Source organism: Pseudoalteromonas sp. SCSIO 43088 (assembly GCF_023650795.1).
GTDB lineage: Bacteria > Pseudomonadota > Gammaproteobacteria > Enterobacterales > Alteromonadaceae > Pseudoalteromonas > Pseudoalteromonas shioyasakiensis.
In genome coordinates this window covers 694,045-711,321 of the sequence record NZ_CP072676.1, presented here as the reverse complement: position 1 = coordinate 711,321, position 17,277 = coordinate 694,045, and the positions used below count along the sequence as shown (strand labels likewise).

Here is a 17,277-nt window from a genome sequence, read left to right as displayed (position 1 = left end):
CTCTCTTCATACAGCATCCTACACAACCATAACCAACTGAATTTTATGAATAAAAAATAAAAGCCAATAAGTTTTGGTATTTTTGCTTCATCTTTACAAATCACGCCAAAAAGTAATATTGTATTAACAATAAAAAGAACACACAATTAAAGGACTTACAATGAACCGCTCTCTTTTTGGCAAGTTTAAACTTCCGCTACTGTTATTAAGCAGCTCATTCCTACTCACTGCATGTCAGCAAAACTCAACCAAAGTAAATAAAAGTAATGTATCAAGCAGTCCTAAAAACGATTGGGAAAACCCGGCTGTTTTTTCTGTCGGGACACTCGCAGATCGTGCGTATTTTGCAAGTTACAATTCAGAGAATGCTGCGGTACTTGCTGATGACAAAGCATCATCACAATACCATACGCTCAATGGAGACTGGCACTTCAATTTTGCTGAGAAACCGAGTTTACGTCCTATGGATTTCTTTAAACCTAGTGTTGACGTTTCTGATTGGCCTACCACACCAGTTCCTTCGAACTGGCAATTACAAGGTTACGACTACTCTATTTATGTTAATCATGGTTATGGCTTTAAAAAAAATAAGCCTTATGCGCCTGACTATAACCCTGTCGGTTCGTACCGACGAGACTTCACGATAGCTGATGATTGGCAAGATAAGCGTATTATTCTTCATTTTGGTGCAGTTCGCTCTGCTTTTTATGTTTGGGTGAACGGTAAAAAACTAGGTTATAGCCAAGACGGTAAACTCCCCGCCGAGTTTGATATAACAGAGGTTGTTTCGCCTGGTAAGAACACACTTGCTGTTGAAGTATTCCGTTGGAGTGACGGCAGTTATTTAGAAGATCAAGATATGTGGCGAATTAGTGGTATTCAACGTGACGTTTTCTTGCAAGTCGTGCCAAAAACTCAATTATGGGATTTCCATGCTGCAACATCACTAATTAACAATTTTAAAGATGGTTTGCTTAATTTAGACGTCACTGTAGAAAATACGAACGATGATGCTAGCAGCTCAACATTACATAGTGCAATTTTCGATGGTGACACCCTACTTTGGCAAAACACACAAAAACTAAAAAGCGAAGCTGGAGAAAAACACACGATTAACTTCAATACAACATTGAAAGACATCACGGCTTGGTCGGCTGAAGTCCCTAAGCTGTATGACTTACAGCTTACTTTGACACAAGATGGGCAAGAGCAACAAGTCGTTCGCGAAGCTATTGGTTTTAAAAATGTTGAAATAAAAGATGGCTTATTGTTAGTAAATGGCCAACCAATTGTGATTAAAGGTGTTAACCGTCATGAGCATGAGCCTGAAAATGGCCAAGCAATTGGTCGTGAAAGTATGCGTAAAGATATTGAGTTAATGAAGCTTAATAACATCAACACCGTAAGAGCATCACATTACCCCAATGATCCCTACTGGTACCGTTTATGCGACAAATATGGTCTATATGTCATCGATGAAGCAAATGTTGAATCTCATGGTTATGGCTTTGAAGAAGATAGCCTAGGTAATGATCCACAATTTAAAGAAGCCATTTTAGATCGCGTAAATGGCATGATTGAACGAGATAAAAATCACCCTTCAATTATTTCGTGGTCTTTAGGAAATGAGATAGGCCCAGGCCCGAGTATTCGTGAGGCTTATCTTCTTGCCAAATCAAAAGACAGCAATCGCATTGTACAATTCGAAACCCGAGCTAACTGGTATAAAGAAACCATGACTGATGTTGTTGGATGGATGTATGCTGACCGAAATGAAATTACCAGCCAATACTTAGGTAATTACCCTGATAAACCTTTCATTTGGGTTGAATACGCCCACACCATGGGAAATAGCGGAGGCAATCTAAAAGAATTATGGGATTTCGTTTACCAGCATTCGCAAGTTCAAGGTGGTAGCATTTGGGATTGGGTGGATCAAGGTCTCTATAAAACGGATGAGCAAGGCAAACGTATACTCGCTTATGGTGGTGATTTTGAACCTGAAGGTACACGAAATGCTAATAATTATCTGGCAAATGGTCTAATTGGTGCAGACCGAGTACCTCACCCAGTCTTATTTGAAGTTAAAAAGCTTTATCAGAATGTCGCTGTGAAAATGGTTTCAGCAAGCCAATTTAAGATCAGCAATCGAAACTTTTTCCGTGATTTAAGCTATCTCGATACACACTGGCAGCTACTTGAAAATGGCTTAGTTGTTAAGCAAGGTTCATTAAAGCAATTAAGTACTCCCGCTCAGCAAAGTGAGTTGATTACTCTTAGTGAGCTCAATGACTACACGCAATTAAAAAATGCAGAATATACACTCAATATTCAATTCAAACTAAAACAAGAAGAAGGCGTTAGAAATAAAGGGCTGGTCGTCGCGAGCGAGCAATTTATTTTGCAAAGTAGTTTGTCTCTTGCGCACTTGAAAGCTGATGATAGCCTAAGGGTTACAGAATCTGACCTACAGGTTACAGTTAGCACAGCTAAAACTAAGCTGATATTTAATAAAGAGACAGGGCGACTTTCGAGCTATCGTTCAAACGAAGTAGAGCTAATCAAGCAAGGTGTATTTCCAAATTTTTGGCGAGCGATGACCGACAAAGATAATGGCAACCGGTTATGGGAAAAGTCTGCTGCAGCTTATAAAAATGCCTCGCAACTTGCTGAGGTTACGCATGTAGATGTTGTCTCATCAGCAGGTAAAGCAAAGGTGACATTCACGCTTCATTTTCCAAGTTTAAATAGTGATGCCCAAATAAGTTACACTGTTGGAGAATTTGGCCAAGTCGACATTGATTACCAAGCAACCCTTGATAAAGGACTACCTGAAATGCCGCGCTTTGGGTTACAGCTACAAATGCCTGACGGCTTTGATTTTGTAAAGTGGTATGGTCGAGGACCTTGGGAAAACTATCAGGACCGTAAATATGCAGCGGATTTAGGTATTTACTCAAGCTCAGTAGCCGATTTATACACCCAGTATATTCGTCCACAAGAAAATGGAAATCGCAGCGATACCCGCTGGCTTGAAATTCGTAATTCGCAAGGGGTTGGTTTAAAAGTTCAAGGAAAGCCAAAATTCGACTTTACTGCACACCATAATACGGTTGCCGACTTTGACTATCCTAAAACTGGCACAAACCGCCATGCTACCGATATCACACCAAGACCATTGACTGAGCTAAATATTGATTTACGCCAACGTGGTGTCGGTGGTGATAACAGTTGGGGAGCTAAGCCTTATGACAATTACCGTTTAGAGCCAAGAGTTCAGCAACACTACCGCTTGCAATTGAGGTTAACGCCACTTAGCCATTAACCTCAAATCTAAATTAATGACTGACTTTACCCAGTGCTTTTAAAACATCACGGGTAAAGTCATGTTCACTAAAGCCATTAAGACCCGCAAGGTCATACCCTCGCCTAACAATCACTAACTGCTCGCTTGGAATAATCACTAAAAATTGACCACGGTTGCCTCGCGCTGCAATGGTATCGTTTGGTAACTCAGGAAAACGTTCGTTATAAAGCCACCACTGTGCGCCGTATCCTGGTGCCGTTACAGGGGGTTGAGCAGGGGCTGGTTTACTAATATAACTTAACCAGTCTTTTGGTAATATTTGCTCACCTTGCCAGCGGCCATTATTCAGGTGTAATAGCCCCAAGCGAGCAAGGTCCCGCGAAGTAGTCCACACTTGCGATGACAAAATAAAGTCACTTTGCCAATCTGACTCTAAAAACGTGTGCTGCATGCCGATTTTATCGAGTAAATTGTCATATGGATAACGTAAATAGCTCGCTTCATCGTTAAACGTTTCTCGTAAGGTACGTAGCGCTAACATGGTGTCGTTATTAGCGTATTTCCAACGGCTACCTGGCTTAACTTCTAACGCAGTATGCGTTGCTGTGTCAGACACTAAACCTCCGCCCATATAGACACGATCCGTACGATTGCCCGCTTTATTACTGTCTAAGCCCGATGCCATATGAAGCAAGTTTTCAAGGGTAATTTCGCCGCGTGGGTCAAGCGGGTGAGACCAGCTTTCAAGCCCCGCAGGCTTAGTAACATCAAGTCGCTTTTGCGCTACCGCCACACCAATAATGCTCGCGCCAATACTTTTTGCAACAGACCAAGTACGCTGTGCGGTTTCTGGGGTAAAACCTGCTTTATATTGCTCTGCTAGAATCGCCTCAGGGCTTGCTATTAAAATTGCTGAAGTTCGTGCGCCTTCACCATAATGACGAGTAAAAGCCTGTGCAATAACCTCATCAAGCGCCTTATTGCCCGTCGCTTTATTAACACCATTTAGCGTTTGCCAAGGCTTACCATCATCCTTTTGGTAGGCTAAGTTTTCTTTAAACGGTGCTTGCACGAGTGTTGCAGCTTTAAGGCTTGCCCCTACGGGTAAATCAACACAGCCTAAACGAGGCCGCCACACCGATATACGTTGCTTATCTTTATCGTAATCAACAATGACTCGTTTATGCTCAGTATCAATGTTCGCTTTTAGTGTTTTTACAGTATCTGCAATTAAAGGATAAATACCGGTAAGTTCATCAATATCGATTTGATCTTTGCTTTTGCCAGCGTTAAACGTGGCACTACAGGTAAAATTGGCGACGTACCCAGCGGCATAAGCGTTCAAGGTTGTATCTGTTTCTTCGCTACAAACAAAAAAGCTGGAGCACAACAACGTACTTAGTAAGGTTATTTTTTTCATTATTACTCCTTGAGGGGCCAAAGAGTTTAAGTTAGCAAAAGAAAAAAATAATGATATGTTTTTACGGCAGTATTCGCTCTTTAAGCGATAAATCACCGAATAAAAAAGGAACAACAAAAAACGCCATACTGGGTATGGCGTTTGGCTTACTCAATCTAAAAATTATTTAAAATGTTGAGGCATCAATTACATAACGATAGCGCGCTTTTTTATCCACCACGCTTTGCCATGCATCATTGATTTCAGAGGCTTTGATTAACTGGGTTGCTGGCAGAATATTATTCTTAGCACAGTAATCAACAACTTCTTGCGTTTCTTGCATATCACCAATTAACGAAGCATTAAAGTTTACGCGGCTTGCAGCCAATGCTAATGCATTCATGTTTAATGAAAACTCTTCTGGCATACCCACTTGGGTATACGTGCCGAATGGTTTTACTAATGAAGCATATTTAGCAATATCATATTTCACTGGCAAGGTATTAATTAAATAATCAAGCTGCGACTTATGCTCGTTGTAAGCGTCTTCACCGTCAACAACAACCACTTTAGCGCCAAAGGCTTTAATATCGGCTACTTTATCTTTAGAGCTAGTGAACGCATAGACATCAGCACCTTGCGACACAGCCAATTTAACAGCTAAGTGCCCAAGCCCACCAATACCAACAACACCTACTTTATCGCCTTTTTTCAAGTTGAATTTAAGCAACGGAGAATACGTTGTAATGCCGGCACATAATAAAGGAGCAGCATGCTCTAAACTAATGTTTTCAGGAATATGCACTGCAAAATGATCGCGAACAACAATGTTATTCGAGTAACCACCTTGTGTTATACCTGTCGGTGAGCGCTCATCAGGGTAGCCATAAGTGAACTTCGTTTCTGGGCAATATTGCTCGCCTTGATCTTTACAGCTATTACAGTCAAGACAGCTATCAACCATACAGCCTACACCAGCACGGTCGCCCACTTTAAACTTAGTCACATTCTTACCGACTGCAGTTACAATACCTGCAATTTCATGGCCTGGTACTTGAGGGTATTGCTGTGCGCCCCAATGCCCTTTCATCTGGTGAATATCTGAGTGGCAAATACTGGCGAATTTAATTTCGATTAAAATATCGTTATCGCCAACTGGGCGTCTTTCGAACTCCCATGGTTTTAGTAAGCCTGAATTATCAAAAGCCGCATAGCCACGAGATTTTATATTGCCATTTGCAAGCTGCTCAGATGATGCTGCAAATGAAGGCGCCGCAAAGCCACCTAATAAAAGGCCTGCACCTAAAGCTGAACTCGTTTTAATAAAATTACGACGTGATAAGTCTTGCGTTTCATGTTTGTCACACATCTCAATGTACCTTATGCTAAATAATCTTCATCTGAAACAGCTTCGAACCAGTCAACAGGTTTACCATCGAGTGCTTCTTGAACTGCTACATGCTTCATTGCACTATCAGCAGTCGCACCATGCCAGTGTCGCTTTCCGCAGTTACACCAAATTAAATCACCTGGATTGATGACTGTTTTCTCACCACCCTCGCACTGTGTCCAACCTTGACCTTCTGTAACTAATAAAACTTGGCCGAGTGGATGAGAATGCCAATTTGTACGAGCTCCTTTTGAAAACTCCACCACAGCAACACCAACGCGAGCAGGTGCTGGTGCATTAAATAAAGTACTGATTTGCACTTTACCTGTGAAACATTCTGCTGGCCCTGCGATTGGATCTTGAGAACCTGACTTAATTACTTGCATATCGCTTGTTTGCGCTGAATCACTCATATGTTTCTCCTTGGGTTGCTTAGTTTTTGGTCTACTATTTCAGTCTAAAGCATCGCGAAAAACCATAAATGCCTGAAGCTCGCGCTTTCTTGCCTATTTGTGTAAAAAAAGTTTTTAAAGCCTTTAAACCTTTTTTATCAGCACCTGCGACTAAGCTAATAACACCACACATATGAAAGGGAAGAACCATGTTAAGTACAGTAAAAACACTCTCACTAATTGCCGCAGGCTTATTATCAGCACAAACATTTGCTTGGGGTGATATGCCACTACAAGAAACAAAAAACCTAACGCTAGATGCAGCCTCATTAAGCGCTTTAAAAGTAGAAGCGGGCTCTGGTTTTTTACACATTACTGGTAGTGACAGTGATGAAGTAACCGTTAAAGCCGAGATTTATCAAGAAAAGCCTCATGATGAATATTGCTTAAACCTTGAAGCCAAAGGCAATAACGCAGCACTTAGTGCAGGCCAGTGCGATTACCACACCAATAAGCAAACTCGCATTGATTTAACCGTTGCGATCCCTCGCTCATTTAATGTTGATGTACACGATGGCTCTGGTGAAATTATCATTAGCAAAGTTGCGAATACTGTGATCAACGATGGTTCTGGTTCAATTACCGCAAATGACATTACAGGCACATTAGAAATCAATGATGGTTCGGGTAGCATAGAGGCACGTAATATCAGCCGTGATATTAAAATTCATGACGGCTCAGGTAATATTGATGTTGCCAACGCACAGGGCAATATTGAAGTACACGATGGTTCTGGTGGTATCGAGTTAAATGATATTTCGGGTGATGTTGTCGTTTCAGATGGCTCAGGAAGCATTCGCGTTGATACTGCAGCAAACTTTGAGTTACTCAGTGATGGCTCTGGCTCAGTAAAAGTAACCAACATTGAAGGCAAAACCAAGATGTAAGCTCACGCTTTTATAGTTTTTAGCAACTAAAATGCCTTCCTTTGCGAAGGCATTTTAAATTGTAATAGCCAATTTTTATTAGCATTTTTACAAGGGCTTAGGTATCCTTTAGGAAACGTTTAAGGAACTGCTATTTAAAAGGATAGCCTGATATGAAAAAGCCACTCGCCGCCTTACTAACTGGCCTTGTTTTAACTGGTTGTACAGGACTAACAACTGAACAACAAACAGCCATTGATAACTTAACCCCTTGCGAGAAAATTAACGCCCTATTAGGTGCTTACGACAACCGCTTTGAAGGCTTAAAACGTAGCCGTGTAAATACTAAATACATGGAAACATGGACAGCGAAATACAACCTTATTGCCGATAACTGTCAAATCACGGCGCTTGATAAAGACAATGTTACCTACCGCTGTGTAGGCAACTACGAGCAGCAGCAACAAGCTGTCGCTGATCACACCCGTGCGGTTAATTTTACCCAAGCTTGTTTAGCAGGTAATAATTGGCATCAAACACAAAAAGAGTCAGCTGAATCATTACGCACCACGTTTGTGCTTGACGAAAACAACCCTGTTATCTCAATTCATTCGGGTAAAACCCTATCACGCAAACAGCCTTGGTCTACCACTCTTGAAATTGGTAAGCCAATTGAAGGTAAGTAATACACTTATGAAGGCTACATTAGCCTTCACATCACTATGACAAAATCAAAAAAACCAACCAGCCAATTTAAAACAGATTGTATCGGTCAATGTCATCGCCTAAATGGTTATTGCACTGGCTGTGGTCGCAGTAATGATGAGATTTTTGATTGGATCATTTTATCCGAACAAGAAAAGCAATCTATTTTAAATACTCCTCGCCCTGACATAAAAGCGAAATAGTTCTGACACCCAAGCGTCATTAAAGCTTGTTAGCCTGATTCAAACTGACCATCAGGTAACGATAATGACCGCTATTTTTGTAATTAACTTAGCAAGCTCTACTGAACGATTAAACCGTGTTAGCCATGAGCTAAATGCACAAAATTTGGCATTTGAACGCCTTGATGCAATTGATGGTAGAGAGCTGTCTGATACAGAGATAACCAAGCACTATAGTGCTGATTTAAACCTAAAAAAATACCATAAGCCCTTGAGTAAAGGTGAAATTGGCTGTTTACCTGAGTCACAGAAAAGCATGGCAAACCATTGTCGATAGGCAATTAGATCACGCCATTATTTTAGAAGATGACTTTGTGCTCGACCGCTCTATTCACAGTGCAATTGAAAACATTAGTACCTTGAAACAGCCTTGGCAGCTAATAAAATTGGCGGCTTATAAAGACCGAAATCGGGAAATTGCCTTTACAAAACCCCTTGCTGATGAGCAACACTTAGTCATTCATAAAAAGCTTATGTCTGGCTGCTGTGCAACTGCTGTTAGTTTTGAAGGTGCAAAAGCGCTGTTAAAAGCCACAGCGACATTTGGCCGCCCCGTTGACTGCGATTTACAGCATGTGTGGGAAACCGGTGTTTATGGATACTCTTTGCTGCCCTACCCGGTATCACAACCCGATAATGCACAAAGTGATATTCGGGATAGATCAACCAAAGTTAAAAAGTCATTTTGGCGACGTAAAAAACAGCAACTTCACAGTGCACTACTAAACACAAAGTACACAAAGCAGTTTGTAAAAGCGCAGCAAGTACCAAACAAAAAAAAAGGAGCCGCAGCTCCTCTCTTACCAATAAAAAATCATTAACGATTTATTTTGCTTAGCTGTTATTTAGCTTGATTTGGGTGGTCAACACCCATCCATGCTTTAAACAATGCCATTTGAGCTGGTGTTGCATCTTTTAATGCTTTGACCTTTTTCTCTTTATCAAAGTCTTCGCTAAGTGTTAGCGTTGTGCTTTGTAATGCATCGCGTCTAATGAAATCAACAGTCACTGTGTCGCCTGCTTTAAACGTTTCGAGGCTGGCTGTTAAATCTTTACCAACATGCTTTTTGTTAAACGCAACAATTTTGTCATCAGTCGTTAAGCCCGCTTGCCATGCAGCGCCACCACGGCGAACATGAGTTAGGGTTAATAACTCACCGCTGTTTTTTGCAAACGAATCAATACTAGGTACTGATTTTGCGCCTTCAGGGCGAATTAAACCTAAGCCTACTTTTGCAAGTAGCTCATCAAAGTCGATAGCAGCAGGCTCATCCACATTGGCTTGCCACCAAGCGCTGTAATCACGACCTGTAAGCTCTTTTAAAATTGCTTTAACATCATCTGGCGTAAAACCATCTGGTAAACGATGCTTGTTGTAAAGCGCGCGGTGAACGTCGCGGTAACTGATTTTGCCATCGCTTTTTTCTAGCAAATCAATATCAAGTGCCATTGAAATCAATGAACCTTCTAAATAGATATTGGTGCTGTAGTTGCGAGCGTGGTCGCCGCCTTGGTTGATCCACTTATCAAAGCTTGTTTCGGTTGCACTTTGTACTTCGCGACCCGGTGTTTGTAAGTGACGATTAACGGTTTTCGTTAACGTACCGAAGAACTCATCAGTTGTTTCAATGCCAGCACGCACCATTAAGTGATCTTCAAAGTAGCTGGTTGAGCCCTCTGCAATCCATAATGTTTTCGCGTAGTTAATATTGGTGTAGTCATACGGCGCAATACCTTTAGGGCGGTATGCTTTTACGTTCCAAGTATGAATAAATTCATGAGCTGCGGTGCTGATAAACGCAAGGTAATCTTTACGAGAACCAAAACGGTCACGTGGGCGCTGGATAATGGTTGAGTTTAAATGCTCTGTTGCACCGCCTGCTCCTGACGTAGCATGTACCATAAATACATAACGCTCATACGGGTAGCTATCCCAAATTACGTTGCCAGTTGTAACCAACTTCTTAAGGTCAGTTAGCATTTGGTCTACGTCGTAGTTACCTTCACCCCAAATAATGAGTTCGTATTCACGACCATCAACAGTGAACTTGTGTAGCTCATTGATACCTGTTTCGATTGGTGAATCAACTAAGATATCGTAATCAGCGGCTTTAAAGCTGTGTTTAGAACCCGCATTTTCCATACCCGATACTGAGCGCCATTCTTTTGGTACATTTAGCTCAACTTTAACTGGGTCTTGGCGGAATGATTCGCTGAACATGAAAAAGCCAGAAGCATCAATGAAGGCATGACTGTCATCAATATGACGAGCACGTTTACCTAGCTCGTTAGCGTAAACTTGGTAATCTACATTGACTTGAGTAGGTTCGTTTAGATGAACACGCCAAGTGCTGTGGTCAATTTTTTCCCACTTTAAAGCCTTACCATCATCATCTTTTGCTTCGAAAAAGCGCACGCCATTGGCAAGATTTAAAATTTCGTAACGGCCAGTACGCCAAGCTGGAAGTTTAATATCTAAATGTGCTTGTGCAGTTTGCGGAAACTCAACACTAACATTACCTAAATGGTGCTCTGGCTGAGTGATAGACAGTGAGTAGTTTACATCTGCAAACACACTGCTAGAACAGGCCGCCAAAATAGACATTGCCAAAAACTTTTTCATAACAACTCTTTTTATTACTATCAAAATTGTGAAATAGCCTAACAATTGCGAGAAAAAATGTGAATTAAAAACCGATAAACAGCCATTGCAACAAGTTTGATAGACAAAATAGCTAAGTTTTTGACTTGGAACCTACATTTCGTATTAATTTGTTGTAAACTTAGCGTATAGCAATTTGAATTTTTGATGGCGGTATTACTAGGTGCAGCAACAGCATGATGTTCTTAATAAAAAGTTAAAGCAAGCGATCGACGCTCGAACAGTGGTCGAAGATGCGCGCAAACATCAAGTTGAAGTTCTTTCTCAGTTTGCAGCGAAACTATCGCTAAGCTGTAAAGGACTAGACATTGAACTAGACAATCGTTTAGCGAAATTTAGAAATGCCCTTAAAAAAGGGGTTAAATTCGAATTACTCACCCCTTTTATCGATGATGTGCTTGGCCTGTTAAAACAACAAGAAACCAAGCAAATGGCACTGCAACGTGAGCTAAATGAAAGCGTTACAGATGCAGGTAAGCAGCTGCAAAAAGTACGAGGCTTGCCTGATGATGCACGTCGTTCGCTACGTTACTTACTCGAACACGAATTAAATAATATTCAGTCTAATCATGACTTTGTGCCACTACTTTCAAAGCTGATTTTAATTTATCATCAAGCCTTACAAGCCAAGCTTGCAACAACAAATACAGCTGAGGCGCAAATAAGACCAGAGCTTGCCACACAGCTGCTTTCTCTTGCCAATGACTTAGTGCTCGAAGATGAAAGTGCCGAGCAAATTAAGACTATCAAAAGTAAAATAACCCATAATGATAGTGTTGACGATCTGCTTGATTCTGCACTGAATATTATCAGCATCGTTACGCGTAATATGAGCAAAGAGCGCCAATCAGCGCAAAGCTTTTTGATCTCATTAAATCAAACAATCGAAGATTTACATCATTCCATTGTTTCTACCAGCAAGCATTCAGAATCTCTGAGCGCTGAATACGACACGCTTAACAAGCAAATTGAAGCAAAGATTAAAAACCTGCATACACAAACGCAGCAAGCGACGTCTATTTCTTCGCTTAAAGAGCTAGTAGAAGAAGAATTAAAATCATTAAGTGATGATTTAATTGCGAAAGAAAAGCTAGAACAAACCGAACGCGAAAACTTACTCGCCAGCTTTAACGATATTAATAGCCGCATTAGTCATTTAGAAACCAAGCTTTCGACCTATAAGCAGCGCCTAAATGAACAACGCTTTAAAAGCTTACTCGATGGCCTAACTAAGTTGCCAAACCGTGCGGCGTTTGATGAACGCTTTAATCATGAATTTAACTTATTTAATGTGCAAGAATCAGACATTACCTTTGTAGTGATTGATGTAGACCACTTTAAATCAATCAATGACCAATATGGCCACAGTGCTGGTGATAAAACACTGCAAGTAATTGCTAAAGCATTACAAAAATCAATTCGTAAATCAGACTTTATTGCCCGTTACGGCGGCGAAGAGTTTGTGTTACTAATGAGTGGAATGTCGATTGAAAATGCCACTGTGCCGCTTGAAAAAATGCGCAAAACAATTCAAGGCATTCCGTTTAAATTTAAAAATAAGCAAGTAGAAATCACCATTTCTCTTGGTGCAACCCAGTTGAAAAAAGGTGATACCCCGCTGATTGCCTTTGACCGTGCAGATGAAGCACTATACAAAGCCAAGAACGAGGGACGAAATAAAGTTTGCATTAGCAAATAAAGGCCTCATCTAGTATGTGAGGTCTTTGACACACAATGATAAAGGCTCATAGACGAGCCGGGAGAGTGCTTATGTTAAAACAACTGAATCCTACAGGTGTACTGGATTTACTATCGCAACTAGAAGTTGATCTACTCGAACAATCATCCACCAGCGAGCGCTATAAATTATTTAGGAACTGTGTGCTCGCGGTTCTCAATGTGGGCAGCCACACCGATTCAAGCTCTGAAATTTACAATAAATACGAAGACTTTGATATTCGCTTATTAAGCCGCGAACGCGGGATTAAGATCGAACTTGAAAACCCACCCGAATCCGCCTTTGTTGACGGCGAAATTATTACCGGTATTCATGAACATATCTTCTCGGTTATTCGCGATATTCTGTTTATTTGTCAAAAGTACGAAAAAGATTTAACAGAACAAAAAGCCATTACTCATATGGTATTCGATATGCTGCGAAACGCAGGGGCACTAAGAGTAAATAGTGACCCAAGCATGATAGTTTGTTGGGGCGGCCACTCTATTAACGAAGTGGAATACAAATATACCAAACAAGTTGGCTATGAGCTTGGCCTTCGTGGCTTAAACATTTGTACCGGCTGTGGCCCTGGTGCAATGAAAGGCCCGATGAAAGGCGCAACCATTGGCCATGCCAAGCAACGTATTACTAATAACCGTTACTTAGGTTTAACCGAACCAAGTATTATTGCCGCTGAGCCACCTAACCCGATTGTAAACGAACTGGTAATTTTACCTGATATCGAAAAGCGTTTAGAGGCATTCATTCGTACAGCCCATGGCATTATTATCTTCCCGGGTGGTGCGGGTACCGCAGAAGAGCTGTTATACCTTTTAGGTATTTTGCTACACCCAGATAACGAAAAACAATGTTTACCAGTGATCCTTACTGGCCCTAAAGAAAGTGAAAACTACTTTATTGAGCTGTGTAAATTCGTTGAGAAAACACTCGGTAAAGCGGCGCTAGATAAGTTTGAAGTGATCATCGATGATCCAGAGCGAGTTGGTAAAACGCTTAAAGCGAAGATGGCTGAAGTGCGCGAATACCGTAAAAGCCAAGGTGATGCTTACTACTTTAACTGGACGCTAAAAATCGATCATGATTTCCAACAGCCGTTTGCACCAACACATGCTAATATGTCGGGCTTAGATTTACATTTAGATCAACCAACTCAGCAACTCGCAGCTAATTTACGCCGTGCGTTTTCTGGCATTATGGCTGGTAATGTTAAAGACGAAGGTTTGCAAGCCATCAAACAACATGGCCGATTTGTGCTAAGTGGTGAACCTGCGCTTATGGCTGATATGGACAAACTACTGGCAGCATTTGTTGAGCAAGGCCGAATGAAATTGCCTGGCAGTAAGTATATTCCTTGCTATGAGATAAAAGCCTAACAGGAGCCTATGTGACAACCCAATTACTTTTAATAGATGCGCTAAATCTTATTAGACGCATCTATGCTGTTGATAGTAATCAGAGTCATCACAGTGAAGAACATATGATAAAAGCAAGCTGTGCCCGCGTGGCACATGCTTGTAAAAAGTTACGCCAGCAAACGAATGCAACTCACGCGATTGCCGTGTTTGATGGTGAAAGAAGTTGGCGTTATCACTACTTTGAGGCCTACAAAAGCACTCGTTCACCAATGCCTGACACCCTCAAGCAAAACTTATCACGCTTTAAACAAGCAATTGAAGACACTGGCATTGTGGTGTTTTCACCCGATAACGATGAAGCCGACGATATAATTGCTACTCTTGCTTACAAGGCCGCAACTAATAATGTGCCTTCTACCATCGTTTCTACCGATAAAGGGTTTTTGCCGTTTTTATCTGAGCAAATTGCAATTTTTGATTACTTTAAAAAACAGTATATTGAGCTTGAAGATATCAAGGAGCGCTTTGATGTACCAAAGCATCGACTTGCTGATTTTTGGGCATTAGCAGGTGATAAAACTAATGATATTCCGGGCGTTAAAGGGATAGGTAATAAGTCGGCGCAGCAATTAATCAACGATTATGAGTCGATAGAAGCGGCCATGAACGATAATGAGCTAAACCCGACTCTAAAACGTAAGCTGAGTTCAGAAATGGACATGTTCGTAATATCAAAAAACCTTGTTATGCTGCGTACCGATATTAACTTAGGCTTTAGTTTAAAGCAGTTAAGGCTCAATTAGTCGCAATCTCGTAGCACAGTTTGCCAACTGAGCGTATACTGAAAATTCGCGTTAGTTTTATAGAGTTACACATGTTTAAAAAGGTTTTCCAATATCTGGTACTTGGGTTAGGTGTTTATGCACTGATAGCAACCCTAGTGATCACTTTTTATAAAGATGATCCGCAAGCCATGATCTGGCAAGACCGCGAAGCTTTTAATAAACGCTATATCGCAAAACTATCGATTGATAAGCCTGAAAACCTGAATGCGGTGCTTGATTATTTAGGTAGCCCCGATCTAACCTATGCTAAACGAGTCGAAGACAATGTTTGGCAGATTATTTTTTACCGCACTCAGCATGTTAAATCTGATGGCATAACCACCATCGATGAGTGCACAGGCCTACTATTTAAAAATGGTCAGCTGGTATTATGGGGGCCAAGTGCCTATGAAAGCTATCAACAAGAAACCTAACCGCTTATGATGGAAAACGTGACGCCACGGGAATTGGCACGCTTATTTGATAGTACACACCATCTACTTAAGCTTTATCATCAAAAGCAAAAATGGTCACAAATTTTCCCTTTGTTAAGTAATCTAGCTGAGCGTTATTACCTGCTGTATCAAGCCTGCCCAAAAGGTATGCAAGCACAACTAAGCTTGTATGTACCGAACCATGGTTACACCACAAACTTAGTTGTAAACCAATGTGTTGTCGCTTGCATTTTGTGCCGCAGCCTTAACTACAACCAAGCCATTAGCGAACAAATTATTAGTTGCTGTTTAGCCAATTACCTTTGCGTGCAATCACAAAGTAATAAGTTAGCAGCAGGACAGCCCCTGACGGCTCAAGATAAAAAGCTTTGGCAGTGCCGCCATCAGTTAGCTGCAAAATTACTAAAAGACTCAGGCCCACATACGCTTTCTATTCAGCATTTATTAGCGCGTTTAAATAAATATAAACAAGCCCTATTAAGCGCGCCAAAAATTATGATTTACGATGGCGCAACAACCTTAGTTGCTTTGGCTAATATTATTGCCATGAATACGACTTACCGCGAGTCAGGTGGTCACATTAGTGTGCACAAAGCCTTAGCTGATATTTATTTACGCACCCCTAATGAATTTGCCCAAAATGCTATAAAAGCACTGATTGCGCATATTGGCCCATACATTCCGGCCAGTGAAGTAAAGTACGCCGAACAAGTACTTATTTATTTAGCCACAGATGAACATGGCCGCCATATATTGGTTGATGCCAGCCGCCCTGAAAAAATTCGTTGGCATCGCTTTAAAGCAAGCTTAACTATTTTTGACAAACAAAGGCATTGTAAAGACTCTCGTTTGCTATACACAGTTTGGTTTAGTGAAAACATTAACTTTGCTGAGCCACAGCCAATAAATCAGCAGCGTAGGCAGCACTATTTAGAGTTAATTAGCACGTTAAAAGTATCGCAGGAATATAGCTACCGTGGCTTAAATAAGCTTTTAAGCCCCTACCCTGAATTGATAACCCAGCTTACCGTTGCTTCTAAACCCTACAATAAAGAGCAGCAAAGAGCTAAAGACTTGCGCCATTGTTTGTCTATGGTCGGATACGATAACGCCCCTGCTATTATCCAAAAAGTATTATTTCAACGCTTGGTTGCAACCACATCACACCCGCTTTTTCAGCATATATCTAAGCGCCTTGAGAATATGGTGCGCATTATTCAGGCGCTATTTAAGCACAACGATTCAATTCAATTTGAGCAAGTTACTTTGCCCTTATATGCCTATGTTCTTTATCTTTGCGAACATCAAGCAACCTGTATTTCTCGTAAAACTGTATTTGAGCAGGCCGAAGAGCAAGTAATAAGTCCACCGCTTGCCTGTTTGTTTGGGGTTAGTCACTTAAATCAAGAGCCACTAACGGCGTATTTAAATCAACTGATTGGCGATAACAGTTGGACACAGCATTTACTTGGTAGTGAGCAACATAAAAAGCAAACACTCGATATCAATGAAAAACATTGGGTCGCGATTAAGCTATTTACTTATTATGTTTTTCAACCCAAAGCGCTATTTAGTAGTTGGCAAGAACAGATTATTTTCGACAGCTTATCGGCTGCTGGTTGGCAATCAAAAGCAGATTTTTATGCATATCTGAAAAACTGTGAATTTGCAGACAATTTTTAGATTGTGTTGTTAAAAAGTGCGAAAACGTTAAATAAATATGAACTTTAGTCTGTTTATAGTCAGTATTCACAGGATAAACTGGCAAAAAGCTGAATAAATTGCTATAAAAGCCGCTTAAATTTTCAAACACATCCACGTAAACCCTCTAACAAGTAAATCGCATGCTATTTCGCGATAAGTTTACGTGTTTATCTAC

The 17,277-nt window shown here is 40.9% G+C and carries 15 protein-coding genes; 11 read left to right on the top strand and 4 right to left on the bottom strand.

The annotated features are described in order from the left end of the window. Nucleotides 1-160 precede the first annotated feature (160 nt). Entirely contained in the window at nt 161-3,325 is a 3,165-nt protein-coding gene (gene lacZ / locus J8Z28_RS20920) for a beta-galactosidase, LacZ type (RefSeq protein WP_250660550.1), read from the top strand. Nucleotides 3,326-3,338: 13 nt separating this feature from the next. Here lacZ and J8Z28_RS20915 read toward each other — a convergent pair whose 3' ends face one another. From J8Z28_RS20915 to J8Z28_RS20905, 3 genes are all read right to left on the bottom strand, one after another. After that, entirely contained in the window at nt 3,339-4,727 is a 1,389-nt protein-coding gene (locus J8Z28_RS20915) for a serine hydrolase domain-containing protein (RefSeq protein ID WP_250660549.1), read from the bottom strand. Between the two features lie 166 nt (nt 4,728-4,893). After that, nucleotides 4,894-6,075 (bottom strand): NAD(P)-dependent alcohol dehydrogenase, encoded by a 1,182-nt coding sequence (locus J8Z28_RS20910; RefSeq protein WP_250660548.1) that lies wholly within the window; start codon nt 6,073-6,075, stop codon nt 4,894-4,896. A gap of 11 nt (nt 6,076-6,086) precedes the next feature. After that, nucleotides 6,087-6,509, bottom strand: coding sequence for a (R)-mandelonitrile lyase (locus J8Z28_RS20905; RefSeq protein WP_054563895.1), 423 nt, complete (start codon nt 6,507-6,509; stop codon nt 6,087-6,089). 188 nt (nt 6,510-6,697) lie between these two features. Here J8Z28_RS20905 and J8Z28_RS20900 point away from each other — a divergent pair, with 188 nt between their 5' ends. From J8Z28_RS20900 to J8Z28_RS20880, 5 genes are all read left to right on the top strand, one after another. Next, entirely contained in the window at nt 6,698-7,435 is a 738-nt protein-coding gene (locus tag J8Z28_RS20900) for a DUF4097 family beta strand repeat-containing protein (protein WP_250660547.1), read from the top strand. A 152-nt stretch (nt 7,436-7,587) separates the two neighbouring features. Then, the gene (locus tag J8Z28_RS20895; RefSeq protein WP_055021702.1) at nt 7,588-8,100 is read left to right on the top strand and encodes a hypothetical protein; all 513 of its coding nucleotides are present in this window, start codon (nt 7,588-7,590) and stop codon (nt 8,098-8,100) included. A gap of 36 nt (nt 8,101-8,136) precedes the next feature. Next, nucleotides 8,137-8,322: a DUF1289 domain-containing protein gene (locus J8Z28_RS20890; protein ID WP_062565663.1), complete on the top strand. Its 186-nt coding sequence runs from the start codon at nt 8,137-8,139 to the stop codon at nt 8,320-8,322. Nucleotides 8,323-8,386: 64 nt separating this feature from the next. After that, the gene (locus tag J8Z28_RS20885; protein ID WP_250660546.1) at nt 8,387-8,638 is read left to right on the top strand and encodes a glycosyltransferase family 25 protein; all 252 of its coding nucleotides are present in this window, start codon (nt 8,387-8,389) and stop codon (nt 8,636-8,638) included. Then, entirely contained in the window at nt 8,589-9,182 is a 594-nt protein-coding gene (locus tag J8Z28_RS20880) for a glycosyltransferase family 25 protein (protein WP_250660545.1), read from the top strand. The genes J8Z28_RS20885 and J8Z28_RS20880 overlap by 50 nt, the downstream gene beginning before the upstream one ends. Nucleotides 9,183-9,202: 20 nt before the next feature. Here the strand turns inward: J8Z28_RS20880 and J8Z28_RS20875 are convergent, their stop codons facing one another. Continuing rightward, on the bottom strand, nt 9,203-10,984 hold the full coding sequence (locus J8Z28_RS20875) for a M61 family metallopeptidase (RefSeq protein ID WP_250660544.1): 1,782 nt from the start codon (nt 10,982-10,984) through the stop codon (nt 9,203-9,205). 202 nt (nt 10,985-11,186) lie between these two features. On the opposite strand from J8Z28_RS20875, the gene J8Z28_RS20870 reads away from it, so the two are divergent. From J8Z28_RS20870 to J8Z28_RS20850, 5 genes are all read left to right on the top strand, one after another. Then, nucleotides 11,187-12,722, top strand: a complete 1,536-nt coding sequence (locus tag J8Z28_RS20870; RefSeq protein WP_250660543.1) for a GGDEF domain-containing protein — start codon at nt 11,187-11,189, stop codon at nt 12,720-12,722. Nucleotides 12,723-12,793: 71 nt separating this feature from the next. Continuing rightward, nucleotides 12,794-14,137 (top strand): nucleotide 5'-monophosphate nucleosidase PpnN, encoded by a 1,344-nt coding sequence (ppnN, locus tag J8Z28_RS20865; RefSeq protein ID WP_250660542.1) that lies wholly within the window; start codon nt 12,794-12,796, stop codon nt 14,135-14,137. 11 nt (nt 14,138-14,148) lie between these two features. Further along, entirely contained in the window at nt 14,149-14,922 is a 774-nt protein-coding gene (xni, locus tag J8Z28_RS20860; protein ID WP_250660541.1) for a flap endonuclease Xni, read from the top strand. Nucleotides 14,923-14,993: 71 nt separating this feature from the next. Further along, nucleotides 14,994-15,377 (top strand): DUF3192 domain-containing protein, encoded by a 384-nt coding sequence (locus J8Z28_RS20855; RefSeq protein ID WP_054563904.1) that lies wholly within the window; start codon nt 14,994-14,996, stop codon nt 15,375-15,377. Between the two features lie 6 nt (nt 15,378-15,383). After that, on the top strand, nt 15,384-17,081 hold the full coding sequence (locus J8Z28_RS20850; protein ID WP_250660540.1) for a hypothetical protein: 1,698 nt from the start codon (nt 15,384-15,386) through the stop codon (nt 17,079-17,081). The last annotated feature ends 196 nt before the right edge of the window (nt 17,082-17,277 follow it).

What these genes read in the sequence shown, in the direction of transcription:
- lacZ (WP_250660550.1), top strand. Translation starts at nt 161, where the DNA reads ATGAACCGCTCTCTTTTTGGCAAGTTTAAACTTCCGCTACTGTTATTA.
- J8Z28_RS20915 (WP_250660549.1), bottom strand. Translation starts at nt 4,727, where the DNA reads ATGAAAAAAATAACCTTACTAAGTACGTTGTTGTGCTCCAGCTTTTTT.
- J8Z28_RS20910 (WP_250660548.1), bottom strand. Translation starts at nt 6,075, where the DNA reads ATGTGTGACAAACATGAAACGCAAGACTTATCACGTCGTAATTTTATT.
- J8Z28_RS20905 (WP_054563895.1), bottom strand. Translation starts at nt 6,509, where the DNA reads ATGAGTGATTCAGCGCAAACAAGCGATATGCAAGTAATTAAGTCAGGT.
- J8Z28_RS20900 (WP_250660547.1), top strand. Translation starts at nt 6,698, where the DNA reads ATGTTAAGTACAGTAAAAACACTCTCACTAATTGCCGCAGGCTTATTA.
- J8Z28_RS20895 (WP_055021702.1), top strand. Translation starts at nt 7,588, where the DNA reads ATGAAAAAGCCACTCGCCGCCTTACTAACTGGCCTTGTTTTAACTGGT.
- J8Z28_RS20890 (WP_062565663.1), top strand. Translation starts at nt 8,137, where the DNA reads ATGACAAAATCAAAAAAACCAACCAGCCAATTTAAAACAGATTGTATC.
- J8Z28_RS20885 (WP_250660546.1), top strand. Translation starts at nt 8,387, where the DNA reads ATGACCGCTATTTTTGTAATTAACTTAGCAAGCTCTACTGAACGATTA.
- J8Z28_RS20875 (WP_250660544.1), bottom strand. Translation starts at nt 10,984, where the DNA reads ATGAAAAAGTTTTTGGCAATGTCTATTTTGGCGGCCTGTTCTAGCAGT.
- ppnN (WP_250660542.1), top strand. Translation starts at nt 12,794, where the DNA reads ATGTTAAAACAACTGAATCCTACAGGTGTACTGGATTTACTATCGCAA.
- J8Z28_RS20855 (WP_054563904.1), top strand. Translation starts at nt 14,994, where the DNA reads ATGTTTAAAAAGGTTTTCCAATATCTGGTACTTGGGTTAGGTGTTTAT.
- J8Z28_RS20850 (WP_250660540.1), top strand. Translation starts at nt 15,384, where the DNA reads ATGATGGAAAACGTGACGCCACGGGAATTGGCACGCTTATTTGATAGT.